10 protein-coding genes and 1 riboswitch are annotated in these 18,018 nt (G+C 70.8%); all 10 genes read right to left on the minus strand.

Annotated elements, in window-relative coordinates; all coding sequences use genetic code 11:
- Positions 1-113 precede the first annotated feature (113 nt).
- Complete coding sequence (locus IEY69_RS14005; RefSeq protein WP_189073773.1) at positions 114-2,735, minus strand: DUF11 domain-containing protein; 2,622 nt, start codon at positions 2,733-2,735, stop codon at positions 114-116.
- 14 nt (positions 2,736-2,749) lie between these two features.
- Positions 2,750-7,567, minus strand: coding sequence for a T9SS type A sorting domain-containing protein (locus IEY69_RS14010; RefSeq protein WP_189073774.1), 4,818 nt, complete (start codon positions 7,565-7,567; stop codon positions 2,750-2,752).
- The gene (locus tag IEY69_RS14015; protein ID WP_189073775.1) at positions 7,568-10,456 is read right to left on the minus strand and encodes a DUF11 domain-containing protein; all 2,889 of its coding nucleotides are present in this window, start codon (positions 10,454-10,456) and stop codon (positions 7,568-7,570) included.
- Between the two features lie 136 nt (positions 10,457-10,592).
- Positions 10,593-12,584, minus strand: a complete 1,992-nt coding sequence (locus IEY69_RS14020; RefSeq protein WP_189073776.1) for a DUF11 domain-containing protein — start codon at positions 12,582-12,584, stop codon at positions 10,593-10,595.
- A gap of 30 nt (positions 12,585-12,614) precedes the next feature.
- A complete protein-coding gene (locus tag IEY69_RS14025) occupies positions 12,615-13,106 on the minus strand; it encodes a hypothetical protein (RefSeq protein WP_189073777.1) in 492 nt (163 codons plus the stop codon).
- A gap of 52 nt (positions 13,107-13,158) precedes the next feature.
- A riboswitch (cyclic di-GMP riboswitch) is annotated at positions 13,159-13,244 on the minus strand.
- A gap of 132 nt (positions 13,245-13,376) precedes the next feature.
- Complete coding sequence (carA, locus tag IEY69_RS14030; protein WP_189073778.1) at positions 13,377-14,561, minus strand: glutamine-hydrolyzing carbamoyl-phosphate synthase small subunit; 1,185 nt, start codon at positions 14,559-14,561, stop codon at positions 13,377-13,379.
- Between the two features lie 74 nt (positions 14,562-14,635).
- Positions 14,636-16,303, minus strand: coding sequence for a hypothetical protein (locus IEY69_RS14035; RefSeq protein WP_229783970.1), 1,668 nt, complete (start codon positions 16,301-16,303; stop codon positions 14,636-14,638).
- Between the two features lie 65 nt (positions 16,304-16,368).
- Positions 16,369-16,896, minus strand: a complete 528-nt coding sequence (locus IEY69_RS14040) for an N-acetyltransferase (protein ID WP_189073779.1) — start codon at positions 16,894-16,896, stop codon at positions 16,369-16,371.
- Positions 16,897-16,921: 25 nt separating this feature from the next.
- The gene (locus IEY69_RS14045) at positions 16,922-17,371 is read right to left on the minus strand and encodes a GNAT family N-acetyltransferase (RefSeq protein WP_046843857.1); all 450 of its coding nucleotides are present in this window, start codon (positions 17,369-17,371) and stop codon (positions 16,922-16,924) included.
- A gap of 126 nt (positions 17,372-17,497) precedes the next feature.
- Positions 17,498-17,986, minus strand: coding sequence for a GNAT family N-acetyltransferase (locus IEY69_RS14050; protein WP_189073780.1), 489 nt, complete (start codon positions 17,984-17,986; stop codon positions 17,498-17,500).
- Positions 17,987-18,018: the final 32 nt, after the last annotated feature.

Raw genomic sequence — 18,018 nt, forward strand, 5'->3', positions numbered from 1 at the left:
CTCTTCCCCACTGCGCCGCGCGGGACGGTAGGCGCGCGCCCCGTCTTCAGCTGCGCTCAAGACGACATGAACGCGGGCCGCCCCCCGGTGAAGGCGGCCCGCTCATCGACTCGTTACTGGATGCTGGCGCGGAAGCAGATCGTCACGGTCTGCGTGGGGGCCAGCACGAAGTTGCCGGCCTGCACCGTGACCTTCCCGCCGCTCAGCAGTCCGGCGTCCCCGTCGGCGGCGGCGGTGTAGTACACCGTGCCCGCCGGGGTGGTCACCCTGATGTCCTGCCCGGCCGCGAAGCCGCCCACCCGGAAGGCGGTGTTGGCCGGGACCATGTCGCTGAAGCTGATGTTCGTGGCGTTCAGCCCGCCGACGTTCGTGGTGGCGATGCAGTACTCCAGGACGTCGCCGGGGTTCCCCTCGCCGGTCGTGCCGACCGGGCCGCCCGCCGTGAGGTTCTGCACGGTCTTGACGACCGTCAGTTTGGCCGGCTGGGACACGGGCGTGACGACCTCGTTGCTGGGCACGCCGCCGTTCGGGCCGCCCGCATAGCGCACCAGGGCGATGTTGCGGACGTCCGCGGGGTAGCTGGCCGGGGTGTTCACGGTCACGCGGAAGGTCACGACGGCCTCCTGATCCAGCGCGGCGGGCGTGCTGTCGATCCGCAGGACCTGCGTGGTGCAGGGCGTGGTCGGCCCGGAGCAGATGCCGACCGGCTGCGCGAAGGGGTACGCGGCGCCGCCCAGGCTGGTGCCTGCACCGTTCGTGACGGTGCTGGTCGCGCCGTTCACGCGGGCGCTGCCCGGCACGTAGGTCGTCCCGGCGGGCAGCGTATCCGTGAAGGTCACGCCCCCGGCGGGCAGGGTGCCGCTGTTGCGGATCACGACGCGGTACTCCAGGGTGTCGCCGGGCTGCACCTTGGCGCCGCTGGTGCCCGCGACCTTCGTGACGCTCTTGACGGCGTTCAGGCTGGGAGCCAGGACCGGGTAGGTGCAGCTGGCCAGGTCGGTGGACCCCAGGCTGGCCGAACCGACCGGGGTGAACGTGACGTTCACGAGGTCCAGTTTCACCAGTCGGCCCAGGTTGTCCCGGGCGTAGATGCCGCTGGGCGCCGCGGCGATCCCGTTGAACTGCGAGTCCTGTGCGGGGTTGCTGAAGCCGCCCAGGTACTCGGCGGTGGCGCTGGCGGCGCCGGGCGTGATCAGCCACAGGTCGATGTTGGTCGAGCCGGTCACGGCGCTGACCATGTACAGCTTCCCGCTGTCATCCGCGAAGAAGTCGCCGTTGTCGCGGAAGTTGGGCGCGCCGCTGGAGGTGCTGGTCACCTGGCCGAGTGCCTTGACCGCGTACCCGCTGCTGCTGCCGGTCGGGAAGGACCAGAGGTTGCCGCCGCCGTCCATGGCGTAGCCGGTGCCGCTGCGGGTGACGGCCATGCGCACCAGTCGGCCCGACACGCCGGTGAACGTACCGCCGGACAACCAGGTCCGCAGGCTGGTGTCGTACACCCTCAGGCGGTTGTCGCCGTCGGTCGCGACGAAGAACCGCCGGGCGTCGGGCGAGATGGCCAGCGTGGCCGAGGTGGCAGCGGCCGAGATGCCGCTCAGGGCCGCGACCGGCGTGCCGACCGTGTTGGTCGTGACGTCCAGTTCGTTGATGCTCACGCCGTTCTGGCTGAGGCCGCCCGAGGCGATGGTCAGGGCGTACACCTTCGAACACATGGGCGCCGGGGTGGGGGTGGTGACGGTGGTGGTGGTCGTGGCGCACTGCCCACTGGTGGTCGTGCAGCTCGCCGGGTCGGGGATCGGGTCGGGGTCGCCGCCGCCGCCGACACTCGCGCGGTTCGTGATTGTCCCCACCGCGCTGCTGCCGACCGTGACGGGGACGGTCAGGGCCACGCTTGCTCCGGCACCCAGGTTGGGCGTGCCGGTGCAGGTCACGGCGCTGCCGCTGGTCGTGCAGCTCCAGCCGCTGGCTGCGGTGAAGCTGGCGGGCGCGCTGATCCCGGCGGGCAGCTGGTCCTTCGCGGTCACGGTGCCGGAGGTGGTGGCACTGCCGCTGTTCTTCACGGTCAGGGTGTACGTGGCGCCGCTCTGGCCGACCGTCCAGGGACCGCTACTGCCCTTGGTGAGGGTCACCTGGGGCTGGGCAACGCAGCTGAGTGTCAGGTCATCGAGTTTCAGGACGTTCGCGTCACCGCTCACACCGTCTTTCAGGGTCAGGACCTTCACGGTGACCTGCGTGCCGCTGACCGTGAACTCCGGGACCTTCTGGACGGTGTACCCGGTGGTCAGGACGCTGCCGTTCATGCTGGCCAGCAGGGTGCCGGTGGCGGGGTCCACGAACTCGTAGCGCAGCTGCGAGGGGGCAGTCGAGTGCGTGCGGGCGTAGTTCTGATAGGTGACCTTCGATCCGGCCGGGACGGTCACGGTCTGCTGGAACAGCACGCGGGGCGTGGTCAGCAGCGCGCCGTTCTTGCCTTCGAAGTTCGCGACGTTCAGGTACAGCGCGTACCCGTTGTTGCCGGTCCGGTCGATGCTGTTCCAGAAGGTGTACTTCCCGGCGGTGTTCGTGACGGTGTTCACGTCCGTGACGTACGTGTGGTTCTGGATGCTGCCCAGGCTGGCGTTGCTATCGAAGCTCTGCACCCAGGACGTGCCTGGCGTGCAGGTGTTCGCGGCGGCGAAGCTCAGGGCGGACAGGGCGGCCAGCGGCAGCAAGCGCCGCAGGGTGATCAGGATGTGCATGCGGGGCCTCATTCTCAGCGCCCTCCGGTGGGGTCGGGCGTGGGGGCGGGACTCTGTCCGTCGTCGAGCATCAGGTCCAGGCGCAGGTACGCGCCCTGACGGGTGTAGACGTTCGTGCCGATGCCCTGGAAGCCCACGGGGTTGTAGCCCAGCGTGATCCAGGTGCCGGGCAGCGCGCGGTAGCTGGCTTCCAGTCCGGCGCTGTACAGGCTGCTGCCGGTGGCAGGCTGCGTCAGGGCGCGCGCGGCGAGCCCCAGGCCCAGCCGGTCCGTGACGTAGTACGTGCCGCTGCCGCTGACCTGGTATGTGGCGCTGCCCGGCTCGTCCAGCAGGGCGCGTCCGGCCAGTCCGGCGCGCAGGGCGTAGCGGGGAACGTGGTACTCGACGTTCGCCTCGCCGATGATCTCGGGCGTGCCGCCCGCCAGCGCACCATTCTTGTAGCGCAGGTAGCTCAGGCCCTGCCAGGGTCCGGCGCGCAGCGCGGCGGACGCGGCGTAGCTGGCGCCGGCGCCCGCACCGAAGATCTGATGCCCCTCGGCGTTGAGGGTCAGCTGATCACTGACGCTGTACGTGGCGCCGCCCTTGAGGCCCACGCTGAAGCCCGCGTCGGTGCGGGCGGCGTCGGCGGCCAGGGTGGCGGACAGGGCATCGGTCTTGTAGCGCACGCCAGCCCCGGCGTTCCAGCTGCTCTCGTCCCGGTCGTCACCGTCGGTGTCGAGGATCAGGCTGCCGCTGAGGTCCATGGCGGCGCGGTCACTGAGGGGCAGGGTGGTGTCCACGCCGATGCGGGCGCGGTTGCCCCAGCCGTCGGCGCCGGGCAGATCGTAGTTCAGGGTCAGGTTCGTGCCGCCCAGCCGGGTCTGCAGGCCCAGGCTGGCGCGCTGGCCCTCGCCCCAGGTGATGTCGTCGCGGGCGGTCAGGGTGACGTTCTCCGCGACGGGAACGGTGGCCTTCACGGTGGTGGTGGTGTCCAGGGTCCCGCTGAGCGCCTGCGCGTGGTCCACCTGCGCGCTCAGTCCGCCCTGCTGGTAGGCGGCGCTGACGACCGCCGCCAGCCCCTGCCGGTCGCCGAAGCCCGCGCGGAGCCCGGCGCCCAGCGTGAACGGCGAGAAGGTGTACAGGCCGCGCAGGTCGGCGGTGCCGCCGCTGGTCGCGGGGCTGCCGGTCGTGCCGGGCGTGGCGGCGTAGCTCGCGCGGGCGTTCAGCGCGAAGCGGTCGGTCAGGCGGTAGGTGGCGTCGGCGGCGGCGCCCAGCCCGGCGGTGCCGGCGTTCAGGCCGGTGTACTCGGGGGTCTGGTAGTGCACGCTGCCGCTGACGGCGAAGCGGTCGCCCTGCACGCTGGCGCTGCCGTCGATCAGGGCGCCCTGCGTGGCGGACGCGGCGAGCAGGTCGGCGCGGCGGCCATCCTGTGCGTAGCGCAGGCGGGCGCCGACGCTGGTCACGCCGTCCAGTCCCACGGCGGCGGCCGCGACGCTCAGGGCGTCGGTGACTCGGTACCGGCCCTGCACGCCCCAGGCCAGCTGCCGGGCGGCCAGCGGGTCGTTCAGGCGGTAGCTGACCTCGACGCTCTGGGTGCGGCCCTGATCGTCCAGCAGGTTCAGGGGCCGCTGGAAGTACAGCACGCCGGCCACCGGGTCCAGGGTGTAGTCGGTCAGGCGGGCCAGCGGACGGCGGTCCTGCGCGCCGGTCTGCGGGTCGGTCAGGAGCAGCGTGACGGTCTCGCTGTCGGCGTGCAGGTCGTCGTCCGGGAGGGCCAGGGCGCGCAGGCCGTTGGCGTCCAGCGTGACGCGTTTCAGGTCGCCGGGCAGCGCGGCCACGAAGCCCGACATCTGCGGGTCGCTGCGCGTGAAGCCGCTCAGGGCGGTGGGCGTGATACCGACGCTGAACACGTCGATGGGAAGCGGCGCCTGCCGGTAGCTGACCGAGAAGGCCGGGTGTTCGTAGCGTGCGGCGACCGGGTCGATGCCCTGGAGGGGCACGGTCTCGGCGCTGCTGTCGCCGTGGTTGGGGTAGCGCTGCAGGGGGTTGGCGGTGGTGGGCAGGCCCTGGTCGCGGTCCTGGCGGACGGTGGTGGCGCCGCTGGCGGTGCGGTCGGCCGTCAGGGCGCCGCTGGCGGCGACGTACAGTTTGCCGTCGCCGATGGGCGTTTCCAGGTAGCCCTGCGCGCGGGCTTCGCCGGCGGCGACGCCCCCGGCGCTCAGGATGCCGCCCACGCTGAGCAGGCCGATGCCGACGCGGGTGCGGCTGGGCAGCGCCTCGAAGCCCTTGCTGATCACCCGGTCGCCCAGGCGCACCCGGACGTCGAAGTGGGCCGGCGCCGCGAGCGGTTCGAGTTCCAGGACGCCCACGCCGTCCACGAGTTTCACCTGGTAGCTGACCACGCGGGGCTGCGCGTCGGGCTGGGCGGGTTCCAGGGTGGCCTGCACGGTGACGTTGCCGCCAGCGGTGCGGATTCCGGCGGCGTCGGTCAGGTCGATCCGCACGCGCAGCGGCGTGACGCCGTCGGCGATGAGCTGCTCGCCGGTGAACTCGGCGCTGACGGGCGTGCCCGCCAGGGACACGCGGACGGTCTGCCCGGCGAAGCTCAGGGTGTTCTCGCCGCTGCGCAGCGCGACGCCGTAGAACTCCTGCCGCTGCGTGCCGCGTTCGGCGTCGACAGTCCTGCGGCCCAGGCTGGCCGGGTCGACGGGCGCGCCGTTGATCAGGGGCAGGTCGGTGCTGCCGTCGGGGCTTTCCACGACGACGGTCACGCGGTCGCGGTCGCGGTACACGGCGCCGTCCAGCGGGAGTTTCAGCGCGCCGCTGTTCTCCTGGCTCTGCGCGGCGACCACGGGGGTCAGGGCGCTCAGGTCGTCCAGGTTCCCCTCGCCCACCAGGACGCTGGCGCGGCCCCCGGCGTAGCGGCCCACCAGGGTGGGGCTCTGCAGGGCGGGCAGGCTGCCCTCGTGCGTGACGCGGTAGGTCAGGACGCCCCGGGGCGCGCCGGGGGTGGTCCAGTACAGTTTGCCGCTCTGGCCGGCCTCCGGGTCGGCCAGGGGGCGGCCGCTCAGCTGGCTGCTGCCGGGCACGTAGCTGCTGCCGGCCGGAATCTGGTGCACCACGACGACCTGCGTGGCGTTCCTGGTGGTGGGCACGTCGTAGGGGATGCGGACGGTGCTCTCGCGGGTCTGCGTGACGACCGGGGTCGGGGCGGGCGGCGCGGGCGTGGTGACGCTGAACGTCCCGCCCACGACCTGCTGCGTGGCGCAGTTGCTGGTCAGGGTGGCGCTCAGCTGGCCCTGCTCGCCGCCCGAGCCTTTCACGCGGGCGCGGTAGCTGAGGGTTTTTTCCTCGCCGGGTTGCAGTTCACCGCTGAAGCTGGTGGGGTCCAGGGCTTCGAGGGTCTCGCCGGGCTGGTCGGTCAGGTCGTAGGGAGCGGGCGCGGCGCTGGTGTTGCGCAGCGTGAGGGTCACGGTGACGGTCTCGCCGGGCAGCGTGGCGGCCAGCGGCGCGCGGCGCAGTTCGATCTGCGTGGCGCTGGGCAGGACCTGCACGCCCAGCGTCTGGGTCTGGTTCCAGGGGGCCAGGGTGGCGCGGGCTTCGCCCTGCGTGGCGGCGACGGCGCGGGCCTCGAAGGTCAGCACGCCGGGGTTGGCGGCGTCCACGCGGGCGGTGACGCTGGTGTCGCCCTGCGCCTCGAATCCGGCGGGCAGCGCCACGCGCAGGCTGGCCGGGAGGGTCTGGCGGTCGAAGTCGGTGGTGGCGCGCGCGGTGAAGGTCACGACGTCGCCCACGCAGACCTCGGGTTTATCGGCCGTGAAGTTCAGGTTCACGCTGGGTTTGACCTGCACGGCGACGCGCGCGGTCTGGCCCTTGGTGACGGTCGCGGCGGGCGCGTTGACGCTGACCTCGGCGCCCCGGACGGCTTCGGCCTGCACCGGGTACTCCCTGGCGGGCAGCGTGAAGGGTCCGGCCTGACCGCTGACGGCGTAGGTCTGCTCGCCGACGGTGACGTTCGCCTGGGTGGGCAGCGTTTCGTCGGGGAGGACCAGTTCGGCCGTGATGTCCAGCTTGCCGGTGGTGTCGGCGGTGACGATCTTGATCGGCCCGGTGCTGAGTTCGAAGCCGACCGAGTTCGACCACTGGTAGGTCTTGGGCGGCTGGCGCAGGTACAGGGTGTAGTTCCCGGCGTCCTCGGGGACCTTGATCTCGTCCCACTGCAGCTGTCCGCTGACCTTGATGGGGTAGGCGGTGCCCTGCGCGTCGCGCAGTTCGCCCTGCAGTTCGCCCGCGCCGTCCCCGTCGTACATGCGGATGCTCATGGGCCCGCCCGGGTTGTAGACGTTCAGGGCAGGCACCCAGTCGCCACTGCGCACCGTGACGTTCAGGTGGTCGGCCTCGACGGCGGCGCTGACGGACGTCAGGCGCAGCGCGAAGGTGTTCTTGCCGTTGCCCTGGGTGCGCACGCGCAGGGTGTACGTCCCGGCCTTCAGGTCGCTGTTCAGGAAGGTCTGCCAGTCCTGCGCGCCCTGCCCGAACTCCTGCTGCCGCACGACCTGACCGTCCGCGTCGATCAGCGTGAAGGTGCTGCCGACCGGGGCCTTGGGGGTGCTGGGGTCGTAGTTCTCGTCGCCGTACTGGTCGGGCGTGCGGTAGTCGGCAGGGTCGAACTGCGCGCCGTACACGTCGAGTTGCACGCGTGAGCTGACGCCCACGACCAGGCGCAGGTCCTGATCGCCGACGGTCCACATCAGCTTGTCGCCGACGGAGGTCAGGGGGAGCGAGGTGGCGATTTCCTGCGCGGCGGCCGTTCCCAGCAGGGCCGCGGTCAGGGTGGTGAGGGCGCGTTTCACTCAGTACCTCCAGTGGGCGGCCGGGTCGGTCACGGCGCCCTTGAGATCCCCGGTCCAGCGGAAGCGGTAGGTCAGGACGCGCTCCCCGGCGGGCAGGGTGGTGAAGGTCAGGGCGTTCTGCCCGTCGAGCAGCGTGGCGCCCTGCGGGAGGGGATCGTTCAGGTCGACGCCGCTCAGGTCGGCGCTGGCGCCCAGGGTCAGCTGCACGAGGTACACCCCGGCCTCCTGCTCGAACACCTGCTTGCGGACCGTGAGGGTCTGCGCGGCGCTCAGGGGCAGGGCGCTGGTCACGCGCAGGGTGGTGTCGCGCGTCACGGCGATCTCGCCGGCGTCGGGGGCCAGCGGGAAGTCCACGCTGGTCAGGCTGCGCACGTAGACCAGTCGGCTGCCGGGACGTCCGGCGTCCTGCGGGACGTTCAGCGGCTGGTAGGCGACGCTGCCAGGGTCGAGGCGCAGCGCGGCCTCACCTTCGAAGAGGTTGCGGAAGTGGTAGCGGCCCTGCGTGTCGGTCAGCGCCACGCGCCCCCCGGCCAGGATCACGCGGGCGTTCATGACCGGCACGTCCACGGCGCGGTCATAGATCCCGTTGCGGTTGACGTCCTGGAACACGTAACCCACGAGGTCGGCGGTGTTCCGGCCGAAGATCAGCGGGTCGATGGTGTTCGCGGCGGTGCTGGGGGGCGTTTTCGTCTCGCCGTTGTTGCTGACGGCGGTGGCGATGGCGCTGTTGCGGATCTGCGTGCCGGCTTCGGGCGTGACGACCGCGTCGAAGGTGACCACGGCGCTGGCGCCCGGGGCCAGGCCGGGAATCTCCCAGACGTAGGTGCGGCCGGTGACGGTGGGGGTGATCTCGCTGCCGTTCAGGCGGCTGCTGCCGTCCACGTACGTCAGGCCGGCGGGCAGGGTGTCCTGCACCGTGACGGTGTCCAGCGTGCCGGTGGCGCTGCGGTTCGTGACGGTGAAGGTGTAGGTGATGGTCTGGCCGTAGGCGACCACGGCGGGGCTGCTGGTCTTGACCATGGTCAGGTTGCTGCTGCGGAACACGCCGTTCACGACCGGGTTGCTGGGCACGGGGTCGGGCAGTTCGCTGCTGCCCACCGTGAAGGTGTTCAGGACGCGGGCCCCGTCGGGGGTGTCCTGCGGCACGCGGGCGTTCAGGGTCAGGTCGAGGCTCTGGCCGGGGTCCAGGCGGGCCAGGCGCCACACGACCGTCTCGCCCTCCAGGGTGCCGCCCTGGTCGGCGCTGATGAACTCCAGCAGCTCGGTGCGGGTCAGGGTGCCGCTGGCGTCGAGAATCTGGATGGCGCGCAGGTTGTCGCGGATCTCGACGTTCGTCAGCGCGAAGCTCTGGGTGTTGGTGAGTTTCAGGTGGTAGGTCAGGACCTGTCCGGGTTCCACCAGTCCGCTCAGGGTGCCGCTCTTGACGGGGTTCAGGGTCAGGGGCGCCACGGCGGTCAGGATGTCGACGGTCAGGTTGTTCGCGGCGCCGCGGCTGCTCTGGGCGGTCAGGACGGCGCGCAGGGCCTCGGTGGCGGAGCTGACGTTCGCGCGGGTGGGCACGTAGCAGGCGTTGAAGTCCCGGGTGCCCTGCGGCGCGAGGTCCGGCACGCGGAACGGTTCGGTGATGGGCGTGCCGTCGCGTTCGGTGAAGCGCAGCGTGCCCTCGCCGATCTCGATGCGGCCGGTGATGGTCAGGGTGTCGGGGCGGTCCCCGAGGTTCTGCGCGGTGTGCGGGAAGCAGACTTCGGTGTTCAGCAGCGCGTTGGGTTTGACCTGCCGGTCGTCGGCGCTGAGTTCACCGCCGGGCTGCGCCTGCGGGTTGCCCAGTGGGCCCAGCGCGATCAGCGGCTGGTAGCGCAGGGTCACGTCGGCCGGGGCGTCCACCGTGACGTCGCCGCTGCGCAGCTGCGCCACGTTGCGGCGGCTTCCGGTCACGCCGTCCGGGGTGCGCAGCGCGAAGGTCAGGGTCAGGGTCGCGCCGGGCGCCAGCGAGTCCACGCGGGCGCGCACGCCGCTCACCGGGCTGGGTTCACTGGCCTGCCAGGGCTGACCGGCGCCGGCGCGGTACTCGGTGGTGGCGGTGGGGGCGGCGCTGCCGCTCAGGCGGGCGCTGCCGCTGACGAACACGAAGTCGCGCAGTTCGGGCGTGTCGAGCAGGTCGGTGATCGTCACGGCGCGCGAGGCTCCGTTGCCCGCGTTGCGGGCGGTCAGGGTGACGGTGGTCACGTCGCCGGGGCGCAGCGCGGCGGGCGTGAAGGTCTTGTCGAGCGTCAGGGTGGGCGGGTCGCCGACGTTGATGCGGGCCACGTTGTTGTCGTCGGTTTCGCCGCTCAGGCCCTGCGCGTTCGTGCCGCAGCGGGCGATCAGGTTCGGGTAGGCGCTGCCGCGGTCACTGGCCTGGGTGGTGGCCCGCACGAGCAGCGCCGCGCTCGCGTCGGCGTCCAGGGTCAGGCTGGTCAGGGCCGGTTCGTCCGGGTCGATCTGCCCGTTGCCGTTGGCGTCGCGGTGCAGGCTCAGGTCGCCGGGCGTGAACTGCGAGACCACGTCGGTGGGCACGCTGAGGTTCACGGTGTTCGCGGCGTTGCCGGTGTTGGTCAGCACGTAGCGCAGCAGGGTGGTCTCGCCGGGCAGCAGCGCGGCGCTCTGACCGGGCTGCGCCACGCTGCCGTTGGGCAGGGCGCTGACCGAGCACACGGCCTGCACGGTGGTCGTGACCGGCGGGGTGGGCACGCGCACGGGCGGCTCGCCGGGCGGCGTGAACTCCAGGGTCGCCTGGTTCTGGATCACGGTGCCGGCGGGGGTGCCGGCCGCCTGGGCCGCGCCGGACAGGGCCGGGGTCAGCGCCAGGGCCAGACTGGTCAGCAGCTTGAGCAGAGGGGGGTTTCGCACGGGGCCTCCCGGAGGTGAGGGCACAAATGGAGGAGTCTGATGTTGTGGGCGGACAGGGGAGGAAAAATGCGGCCGGGGGTCTCCCCTGCCCGGTGGGGCGCGCCCACGCAACGGGGTGGGCGCGCCTGGGGGATGGTTACTTGACGGTGACGACGAACGTGCCGGTGATGGTCTGGCCGGGGGTCAGGATGTCGCCGGTGTCGATGGTGCCGTTGCCGTTGGTGTCCACGCCGGCGTACACGGTCACGCCGGCCGCCTGGGGCGCGGCGATGGGCGTGCCGCTCCAGCTGGTGCCATTGGTGGAGTACAGGATGGCGCCGGTGGCGGTGCTGCGTGCCATGAAGCTGACGAAGGTGGTGTTGGCGGGCAGGGTGTCACGGATGAACACCTTGGTGACGTTGGCGTTGCTGGTGTTCTTGCCGACGATGGTGTAGGTCAGCGTGTCGCCGGGTTTCGCTTCGGCCTTGTCGACGGTCTTGGTGGGCGCGGCGACCGGGGTCTTGCCGACCAGGACGGTGTCGTTGGGGTCCTTGACCTCCACGCCGGTGGTGGGGGATTTGGCGGTCTGGTTCAGGGTGATGGTCTGCGCGGCGGCGGCGCAGGGCACGTCGACGGCGGCGATCAGTTTCAGTTCCGCGCCGGCGGCGAGCGGGCCGGTGTCGGCGGTGCCGTTGCCGTTGGTGTCGGTCAGGGGGGCCTCGCCGCTGTCCAGGGCTTTGTTGCCGTTCGCGTCGATGAAGTACTTGACGGTCACGGTCACGGTGGTGCCGTCAGTCAGTTTGATGGGCGCGGTGCCGCTCACGTCGAAGGTGTCGGTGGCGCTGCCCAGGTTGGCGATCTCCATGGCGACCGTGGCGCGGATGTCGGGGCTGCCGGCCGTGCAGGTGGCGGGCGGGATGATCGGGCTGCTGGGGCTGCCGGGCTGGCCCGCCTCGGGGGTGCCGGGCAGGGCGGGGTCGCCGCCGGGGGTGGGGGTGGGGTTCCCGAAGGACAGGCCGGGCAGGTTCACGATGTCCCGGGTGTCGTCTTTTCTGCTGGTGTCGTTGCTGCTGGTGCTGATGACCGTGACGGTGGGGGGCGTCGCGGGGTTGGTGGGCAGGCCGCCGGCAGTGAAGGTGACCTTGACCAGCAGGTTGGCGGTCTGGCCGGGAGTCAGGCTGCCCACGTCCGGCACGCCGTCGCCGTCCGTGTCGGGCAGCGGGGTGCCGTCGGTTTTGAAGAGCGTGACGGTCGTTCCGGAGGGGAAGCCAGCCAGGGCAGTGGTGATGTCGAACACGTCGGGGCGGTTGCCGGTGTTCTGGACGGTGTTCGTGAAGGTGATGGCCGTGGTGGTGGTGGTGGCCTGCGCGGTCTGCGTGTCGCTGGCGCTGGGGGTGATGGTCACGCCCTCGGGGCTGGCGTAGGCGGGCGTCACGGGGGTGCCGTTGCCGTCCGGGTCGGCCTTGGGTCCGATGACGGTGGCGTCCTTGCGGTCCACGGTGGTGACGTTGGAGTTGTTGGCGTCGCGCGGGACGCTGGGGTCGTTGTTGAAGGCCGGGTTGTCCTGGCGGGTGCCGGTCGGGTCCGCGCCGTACTTGTCGGCGTTGGTGGCCGCGGCGGGAATCACGTACACCTGGAAGAACTTGACGGCGGCGTCCTGGTTCACGCCGCTGATGCCGGTGATGGGTGTGGCGGCGGTGATCTCGGCGAGGCTCAGGGTGCCGTCGCTGTTGGTGTCGGCGCTGGCGGGGTAGAACGTGACGCTGGTGGGGGTCTTCACGGCGCTGGTGGGGTCGGGGGTGTTGGTCAGCGTGTAGGACTCGTTGGGGACGTTCCCGGTGTTGGTCAGCGTGTAGGGGAAGACCACGGTGTCGCCGGGGCGGGCGGTGGCGGTCTGGCCGGGCTTGGTGTAGTCGGGGGTGGTGACGACGGCGCTGGCGTCGTTCGGCACGATGGTGAAGCTGGGCACCGGCAGCACGGTGGTGGTGACGGGGTTGGAGGGGATGGGTGGGGTGGGGGTGGTGCTGCCTTCGGGGGTGAAGACGATCTCGGCGGTGTTGGTGATCACCGTGCCGGCGGCGGTGCCGGCCGCGTGCGCGGTGCTGGCGGCGAGGGCGATCAGGGCGGTCAGGGTCCAGTGCTTCTTCATGTGCTTCCTCCGGGAGGGGGCGGGGGGGGGTTACTTGACTTTCACGCGGAAACTGAACTTCAGCGTCTCGTCCGGGTTCATGCTGGTCAGGGTCCAGCGGACGTTGGTGTAGGTGGTGGGGGGTGCGGGTTGCTGGCGGGTGACGCTCTGGCCGTTCTCGGTGGTGGTGACAGTGCGTCTGGGCTGCGCGCTGAAGGTCTTGCCGCCGTCAATGGAGTAACTGACGGTCCAGCGGTCTGTGGCGGGGGTGGTCAGGACGCTGAATTCGGTGCCGCGTGGGATGGGGACGTTGACGTTCAGCTGGCCCAGGCGGCGTCCGGAGACGTTGCGCAGCGTGACCTGTTCGCGCAGGACGTCGCCGGGCAGGACGGTTTTGGGCGAGTCGATGATCGTCTCGACGGTTTTGCCGCTGCTGTCGGTGCTGCGTTTGACGAGGTCCTGGGTCAGGGTGAAGGTGACGTTGGGGCTGGACTGGGCGCTGGCCGCCGTGAGGAGCAGCAGGGGCAGAATGAGGCGCTTCACTGCGGGGGGACCTCCAGAGACAAAAAATTGACCGACAGCTGGGGGATCTCTCCCGCCGTTCTGTCGGTCGCGCCACTCGCTCCTCATCTGGCTTAGGCGCCCGTGTGCGCCAGATGATTCATTGCTCCTGAACATCTGTTGGCCCGGGGACCGTCCCCGAGGATGTTCGGTTTACCTCACCATGCTGACGCGCCTGTCACTGACCGCGCGGGCATTATGAAATTTCTCACCTTTTCATCGTGCCTATCATTCCGTCCGCGTGGTCATTTGTCAAACGCCCAGGCGGCCCGCGCTGGCCTTCGCCACGGGGGTCCCGCTGCCCCCATCGAAGGCGTCGATCTCCTCGATGAAGCGGTCGAACAGGTAGCGGCTGTCGTGCGGCCCCGGGCTGGCCTCGGGGTGGTACTGCACGGAAAACACCGGGTAGCGGCTGTGCGCCATGCCTTCCAGGGTACCGTCGTTCAGGTTGATGTGGGTCGGCACGAAGGCCCCGTTGGGGATCGAGTCGATGTCCACCGCGTACCCGTGGTTCTGGCTGGTGATCTCCACGTTGCCCGTTAACAGATTCTTCACAGGCTGGTTGCCGCCGCGGTGCCCGAACTTCATCTTGAAGGTCCGCCCGCCTGCCGCGAGACCCAGGATCTGGTGCCCCAGGCAGATGCCGAAGGTGGGCAGCAGGCCCATGAGTTCCCACGCGGTCTTATGCGCGTACTCCAGCGGGGCGGGGTCGCCGGGGCCGTTGCTGAGGAACAGGCCGTGCGGTTGCAGCGCCATGATCTGCGCGGGGGTGGTGTGCGCTGGCACCACGATCGGCTCGATGCCGACCTCGGCGAGGCGCTCGATGATGGTGTGCTTGATCCCGAAGTCCATCAGGACCACGCGCTTGCCGTGCCGCAGGGTGGGGAACGCGTAGGGCAGCGCGGTCGTGACCTCGCGGGTCATGTCGTGCCCGTCGATGTCCTGGTGGTCCAGGGCGCGCTGCACGTACATCTGCTCCTCGGCGGGCGTGAACTCGCCGTACGGATCTTCCGGGTGTGTGTAGCTGCGGTGCGCGATGACGCCCTTGACGACGCCGCCCGTGCGCAGGCGGCGCACCAGCGCGCGCGTGTCGATCCCCTGGATGCTCACGACGCCGTACTGCTGCATGAACGCCTCGAGGGACTGCTGCGCGCGGTGGTTGCTGTACTCACCGCTGAACTCGCGGCTGATGAAGCCGCGCACGTAGGGCTTGTTGCTCTCCATGTCGTAGATCGCCACGCCGTAATTCCCGACGTGCGGGTACGTGATGGTCACGATCTGCCCGTTGTACGAGGGATCGGTCATGATCTCCTGGTACCCGGTCATGGAGGTGTTGAACACCACCTCGCCCACGGTCTCGCCGCGGTGCCCGAACGCGTACCCGCGGTACACGGTGCCGTCTTCCAGGGCCAGGATGGCCCGTTCTTTCCTGATCATGCTTCCTCCATTCGCGCCTCTCCGGACGCGTTTCATGGCTCAGCTCTGCGCGGCACCGTGGCTCCCCCGGGGGGTCACCAGCGGTAACGCACGCTCGCCTTGCCGATAATGACATTCCCCGCAACGGACCGCTGTGAGGTCGTTCCGTCAAACCGGTTGATGAGGTCCGCCGCGCCCGTCATGGCCCCGGCGAACATGCCGCTCAGTGCCTTGTCGCCGCTCAGTTCCCTGGGCAGCATCCCGGCGAGGTCCTGCGCCTTCAGGTCCGCCGGGTTGGGCTGGTACGACCAGCCCGCCGAGCCCTGCAGGGTCAGGCCCGCCGCGCGGAACGCCGCGTCGTCCGCCAGCACGGGACCGTCCGCCAGCGCGGCGTCCAACGCGTCCTGGCTGAACGCGGTGATCAGGTACTCGCCCCGGAAGGCGTACACCATCTTCAGTCCGGCCAGCACCTCGTCCAGGCCCTCGCTGGCCCCGGCCATGCCCGCGCCGAGCATCAGGGCGCGGGTGTCCACGTCCGCCATGGCGTCGTCCATCAGGGTGTCCATGCCGGACTTGGCCAGGGACTTCACGGTGCCGCGCAGGCCGTCCAGGGCGTCGTTCACGCTGCGGGCGTACTCGGGCAGGTGCGCGTCGGCCGCCGCGCGGTCCGTGACCCGCTGGTACGACACGGTGGTCGCCAGGGACGCCAGCGGGTCCTCCTGGTTCAGCCCGGCCTTTAGGCCGCTCGCCAGCGTGACCTGCGCGCACTCGCCCCCCAGGTAGCGCCCGGCCTGCTCCAGGTGACTGGCAAGCTGGCTGTCGGTCAGGAACCCGAACGGTTCGAGCAGGTCCACGCGGGTCAGCCAGCGGCCCAGGTAGGCGCCGGTGTCGGGGTGGCAGGCGGTCGCCTGCACGGCCTCGGCACTGGCGGGAATCACGCCCTGCACCTCGAAGTCCGTGGTGTCGAGCAGGATGCGCGCCAGCGGTTTATCCTTGCCCGCCTGGTTCACGACCTGCGCGCTGGCGGTCGTCCAGCCGCCGGCGGTGGTGGTCAGGCCGCCCGCAACCTGCCCCAGGGTGTCCAGGGCGTCCACGACCGGCGACAGCAGGCGGGGCAGCATGACCTGCGCCAGCTGCGAGCGCAGGACCTTCGCGGCGGCGCTGAAGTTCGCGTACAGGCCGAGTTCCTGCGTCCCTGCCGCGCGCTGCGCCGCCGCGTACGGCGCGGACGCCGCCAGGGTCGGGGCGGCCTTGCCGCTCAGGCGGCCCAGGTACGCCATCAGCAGGGCCTTGTCGCTCGACACATACACCAGCCCGTTCGAGGCGCCCGCGAACATCCCGTCCACGCGGGAGAAGGTGTAGCGGCCCACGCGCGCGCCGGGCTTGTCGGGCAGCATCTCGCCGAGCATCTCGTTCGTCAGGGCGCCCGAGCGGGTCACGGCCAGCAGCGCGGGTTCGAAGGTGCCCTTCTTCCCCTGCACGGTGAACACCCCGGCAATCCCCTCGCGGCCCAGCGAGTCGCCCAGCACCGCCTGCGCGACGCCGAGCATGCTCCCGGCGTCGTCCTCGCCCAGATCGGCGGCCGTCAGCACGCGTTCCACAACACCACTGAACCGTTTGAAGGCAGGCGCGGCGTTACGGGTTTCCAGGGTCAGGAGCGCCCCGGCGGGCAGGCCCTCGGCCAGGGGGCGGACGGTCTGCGCGTGGGCAGCACCGGCAGTCAGAAGGGCGGAGACGGTCAGGACGGGAATCAGTCGAGTCACGCCCGCGAGCTTATCCTCCCCCCCAGATGGGTGGTGCCTCACGTGCGGCGCGCCTCCCCATCCCGTCACCGCAGCTCCCGGTACATGGCGATCTCGTTGCAGTTCTCGAAGAACGCGCAGCGCTGGCATTCACTCCAGACCTTCGGGTGCAGGTTCGTCTTCTCGATGCGGGTAAACCCGCACTTCTCGAAGAAGCCCTGCTGGTACGTCCACGCGAACAGCGCGGGCAGGTCGATCGCGCGGGCCTCCGCCTCGCACGCCGCCACGAGCTGCTTGCCCAGGCCGCGCCCCTGCATGTTCGGGTGGATCGCCAGCCCGCGCACCTCGGCCAGATCCGGCGCGAGCATGTGCAGGCCGCACACGCCGCCCAGCCCGCCGGGCCGCCCCTCGTGCGGCTCGGCCAGCACCAGATGGAAGTCGCGGATCGTCTCGGCGAGCAGCGCCTTGGACCGCACGAGCATCAGCCCACGCGCCGCCCAGTACCCGATCAGCTCATGAATCGCGTCGATGTCCGACAGGCGCGCCTTACGGAACGACAGGGGCGCGTCCGGGTGGATGTCCGGCACCGCGATGGACTCCAGGGAGAGCGTCACGCGCGCCCCCCCCGGACCGCAGAGGTCAGCTCAGGGTGCGCATCCAGGTGGTGCCGCCGGGCCGCTCGCCGCGCGAACGGTACGCCTGCACCTGCGGTGCGTCGGGCAGTTCGCCCATCACGACCGCCAGCGGCACCTGCGTGAAGCCGAACGTGCTCCAGTCGCCGCCCCGGCTGAACATGTAGATCGCGCGGTCCCCACGGCCCTGCGCGTACTCCACGGCGCTCATGACCAGCCGCCGCCCCAGCCCACCACCGCGCGCCTCGGGCAGCACGGCCGCGCCGCGCAGCAGGGACGCGCCGTCCCCGTGCTCCAGGCCGATCGCACCGATCGGCTGCCCGCCCCGCTCCAGCACCCAGTACGTGGTGCCGCCCGCGAGGGCCGCCTCGGTGTCCAGGCCCGCATCGTGAAACACGCGGGTCACAGTGTCCTTGTCTTCGGGGGTCGCCATTCGAACGTGCACGGAATCGGTCATGCGCTGCTCCTTCAGGGAAAGAAAGCTCGGCGGTCACAGTGACCGCAGGTCGACACAGGTATTGCGTGGCGACAGCATAGCGCAAGGCCGCGTGGAAGCACTGCCAGAGGGAACGCAGCCGCATCCTCACCCCTGACCCACCTCGGCCACCTGCGGCAGATCCAGGCGCCACACGAGTTCCTCGTCGATCCAGCCCTTGCTCAGGCCACTCCTGACCTGCGGGACGTCCGGCAGGGCCGCCGCGATCTCGGCCGCGCTGGACGGCACGAAGCCGAAGCGCGTCCAGTAGTCCCCGGCTTCCGAGCTGAACAGGAACACCGTGCGGTCCCCGCGCAGGCTGGCGTGCGTCAGCGCCGAGCGGACCAGCGCGCGGCCCAGGCCCTGGCTGCGGGCCTCGGGCACCACCGCCGTCGAACGGATCAGGCTGACGCCCTGCCCGTGCTCCAGGCCGATGCAGCCGCCGGGCACGCCGTCCAGATCCGCGATCCAGTACGTGCCGGCCCCCAGGTCCACGCTGGCAGTGTGCAGCCCCGTGCGGGTCAGGAGGTCCAGGACGATGGGCAGGTCCGCCGGGGCGGCCTGACGAAGTTTCACGTGCATGTCAGTCAGGGTCATGGGTTCCTCCAGGGGGACCGGGACAGAGGGTG

The organism is Deinococcus sedimenti, from assembly GCF_014648135.1.
Classification (GTDB): Bacteria; Deinococcota; Deinococci; order Deinococcales; family Deinococcaceae; genus Deinococcus; species Deinococcus sedimenti.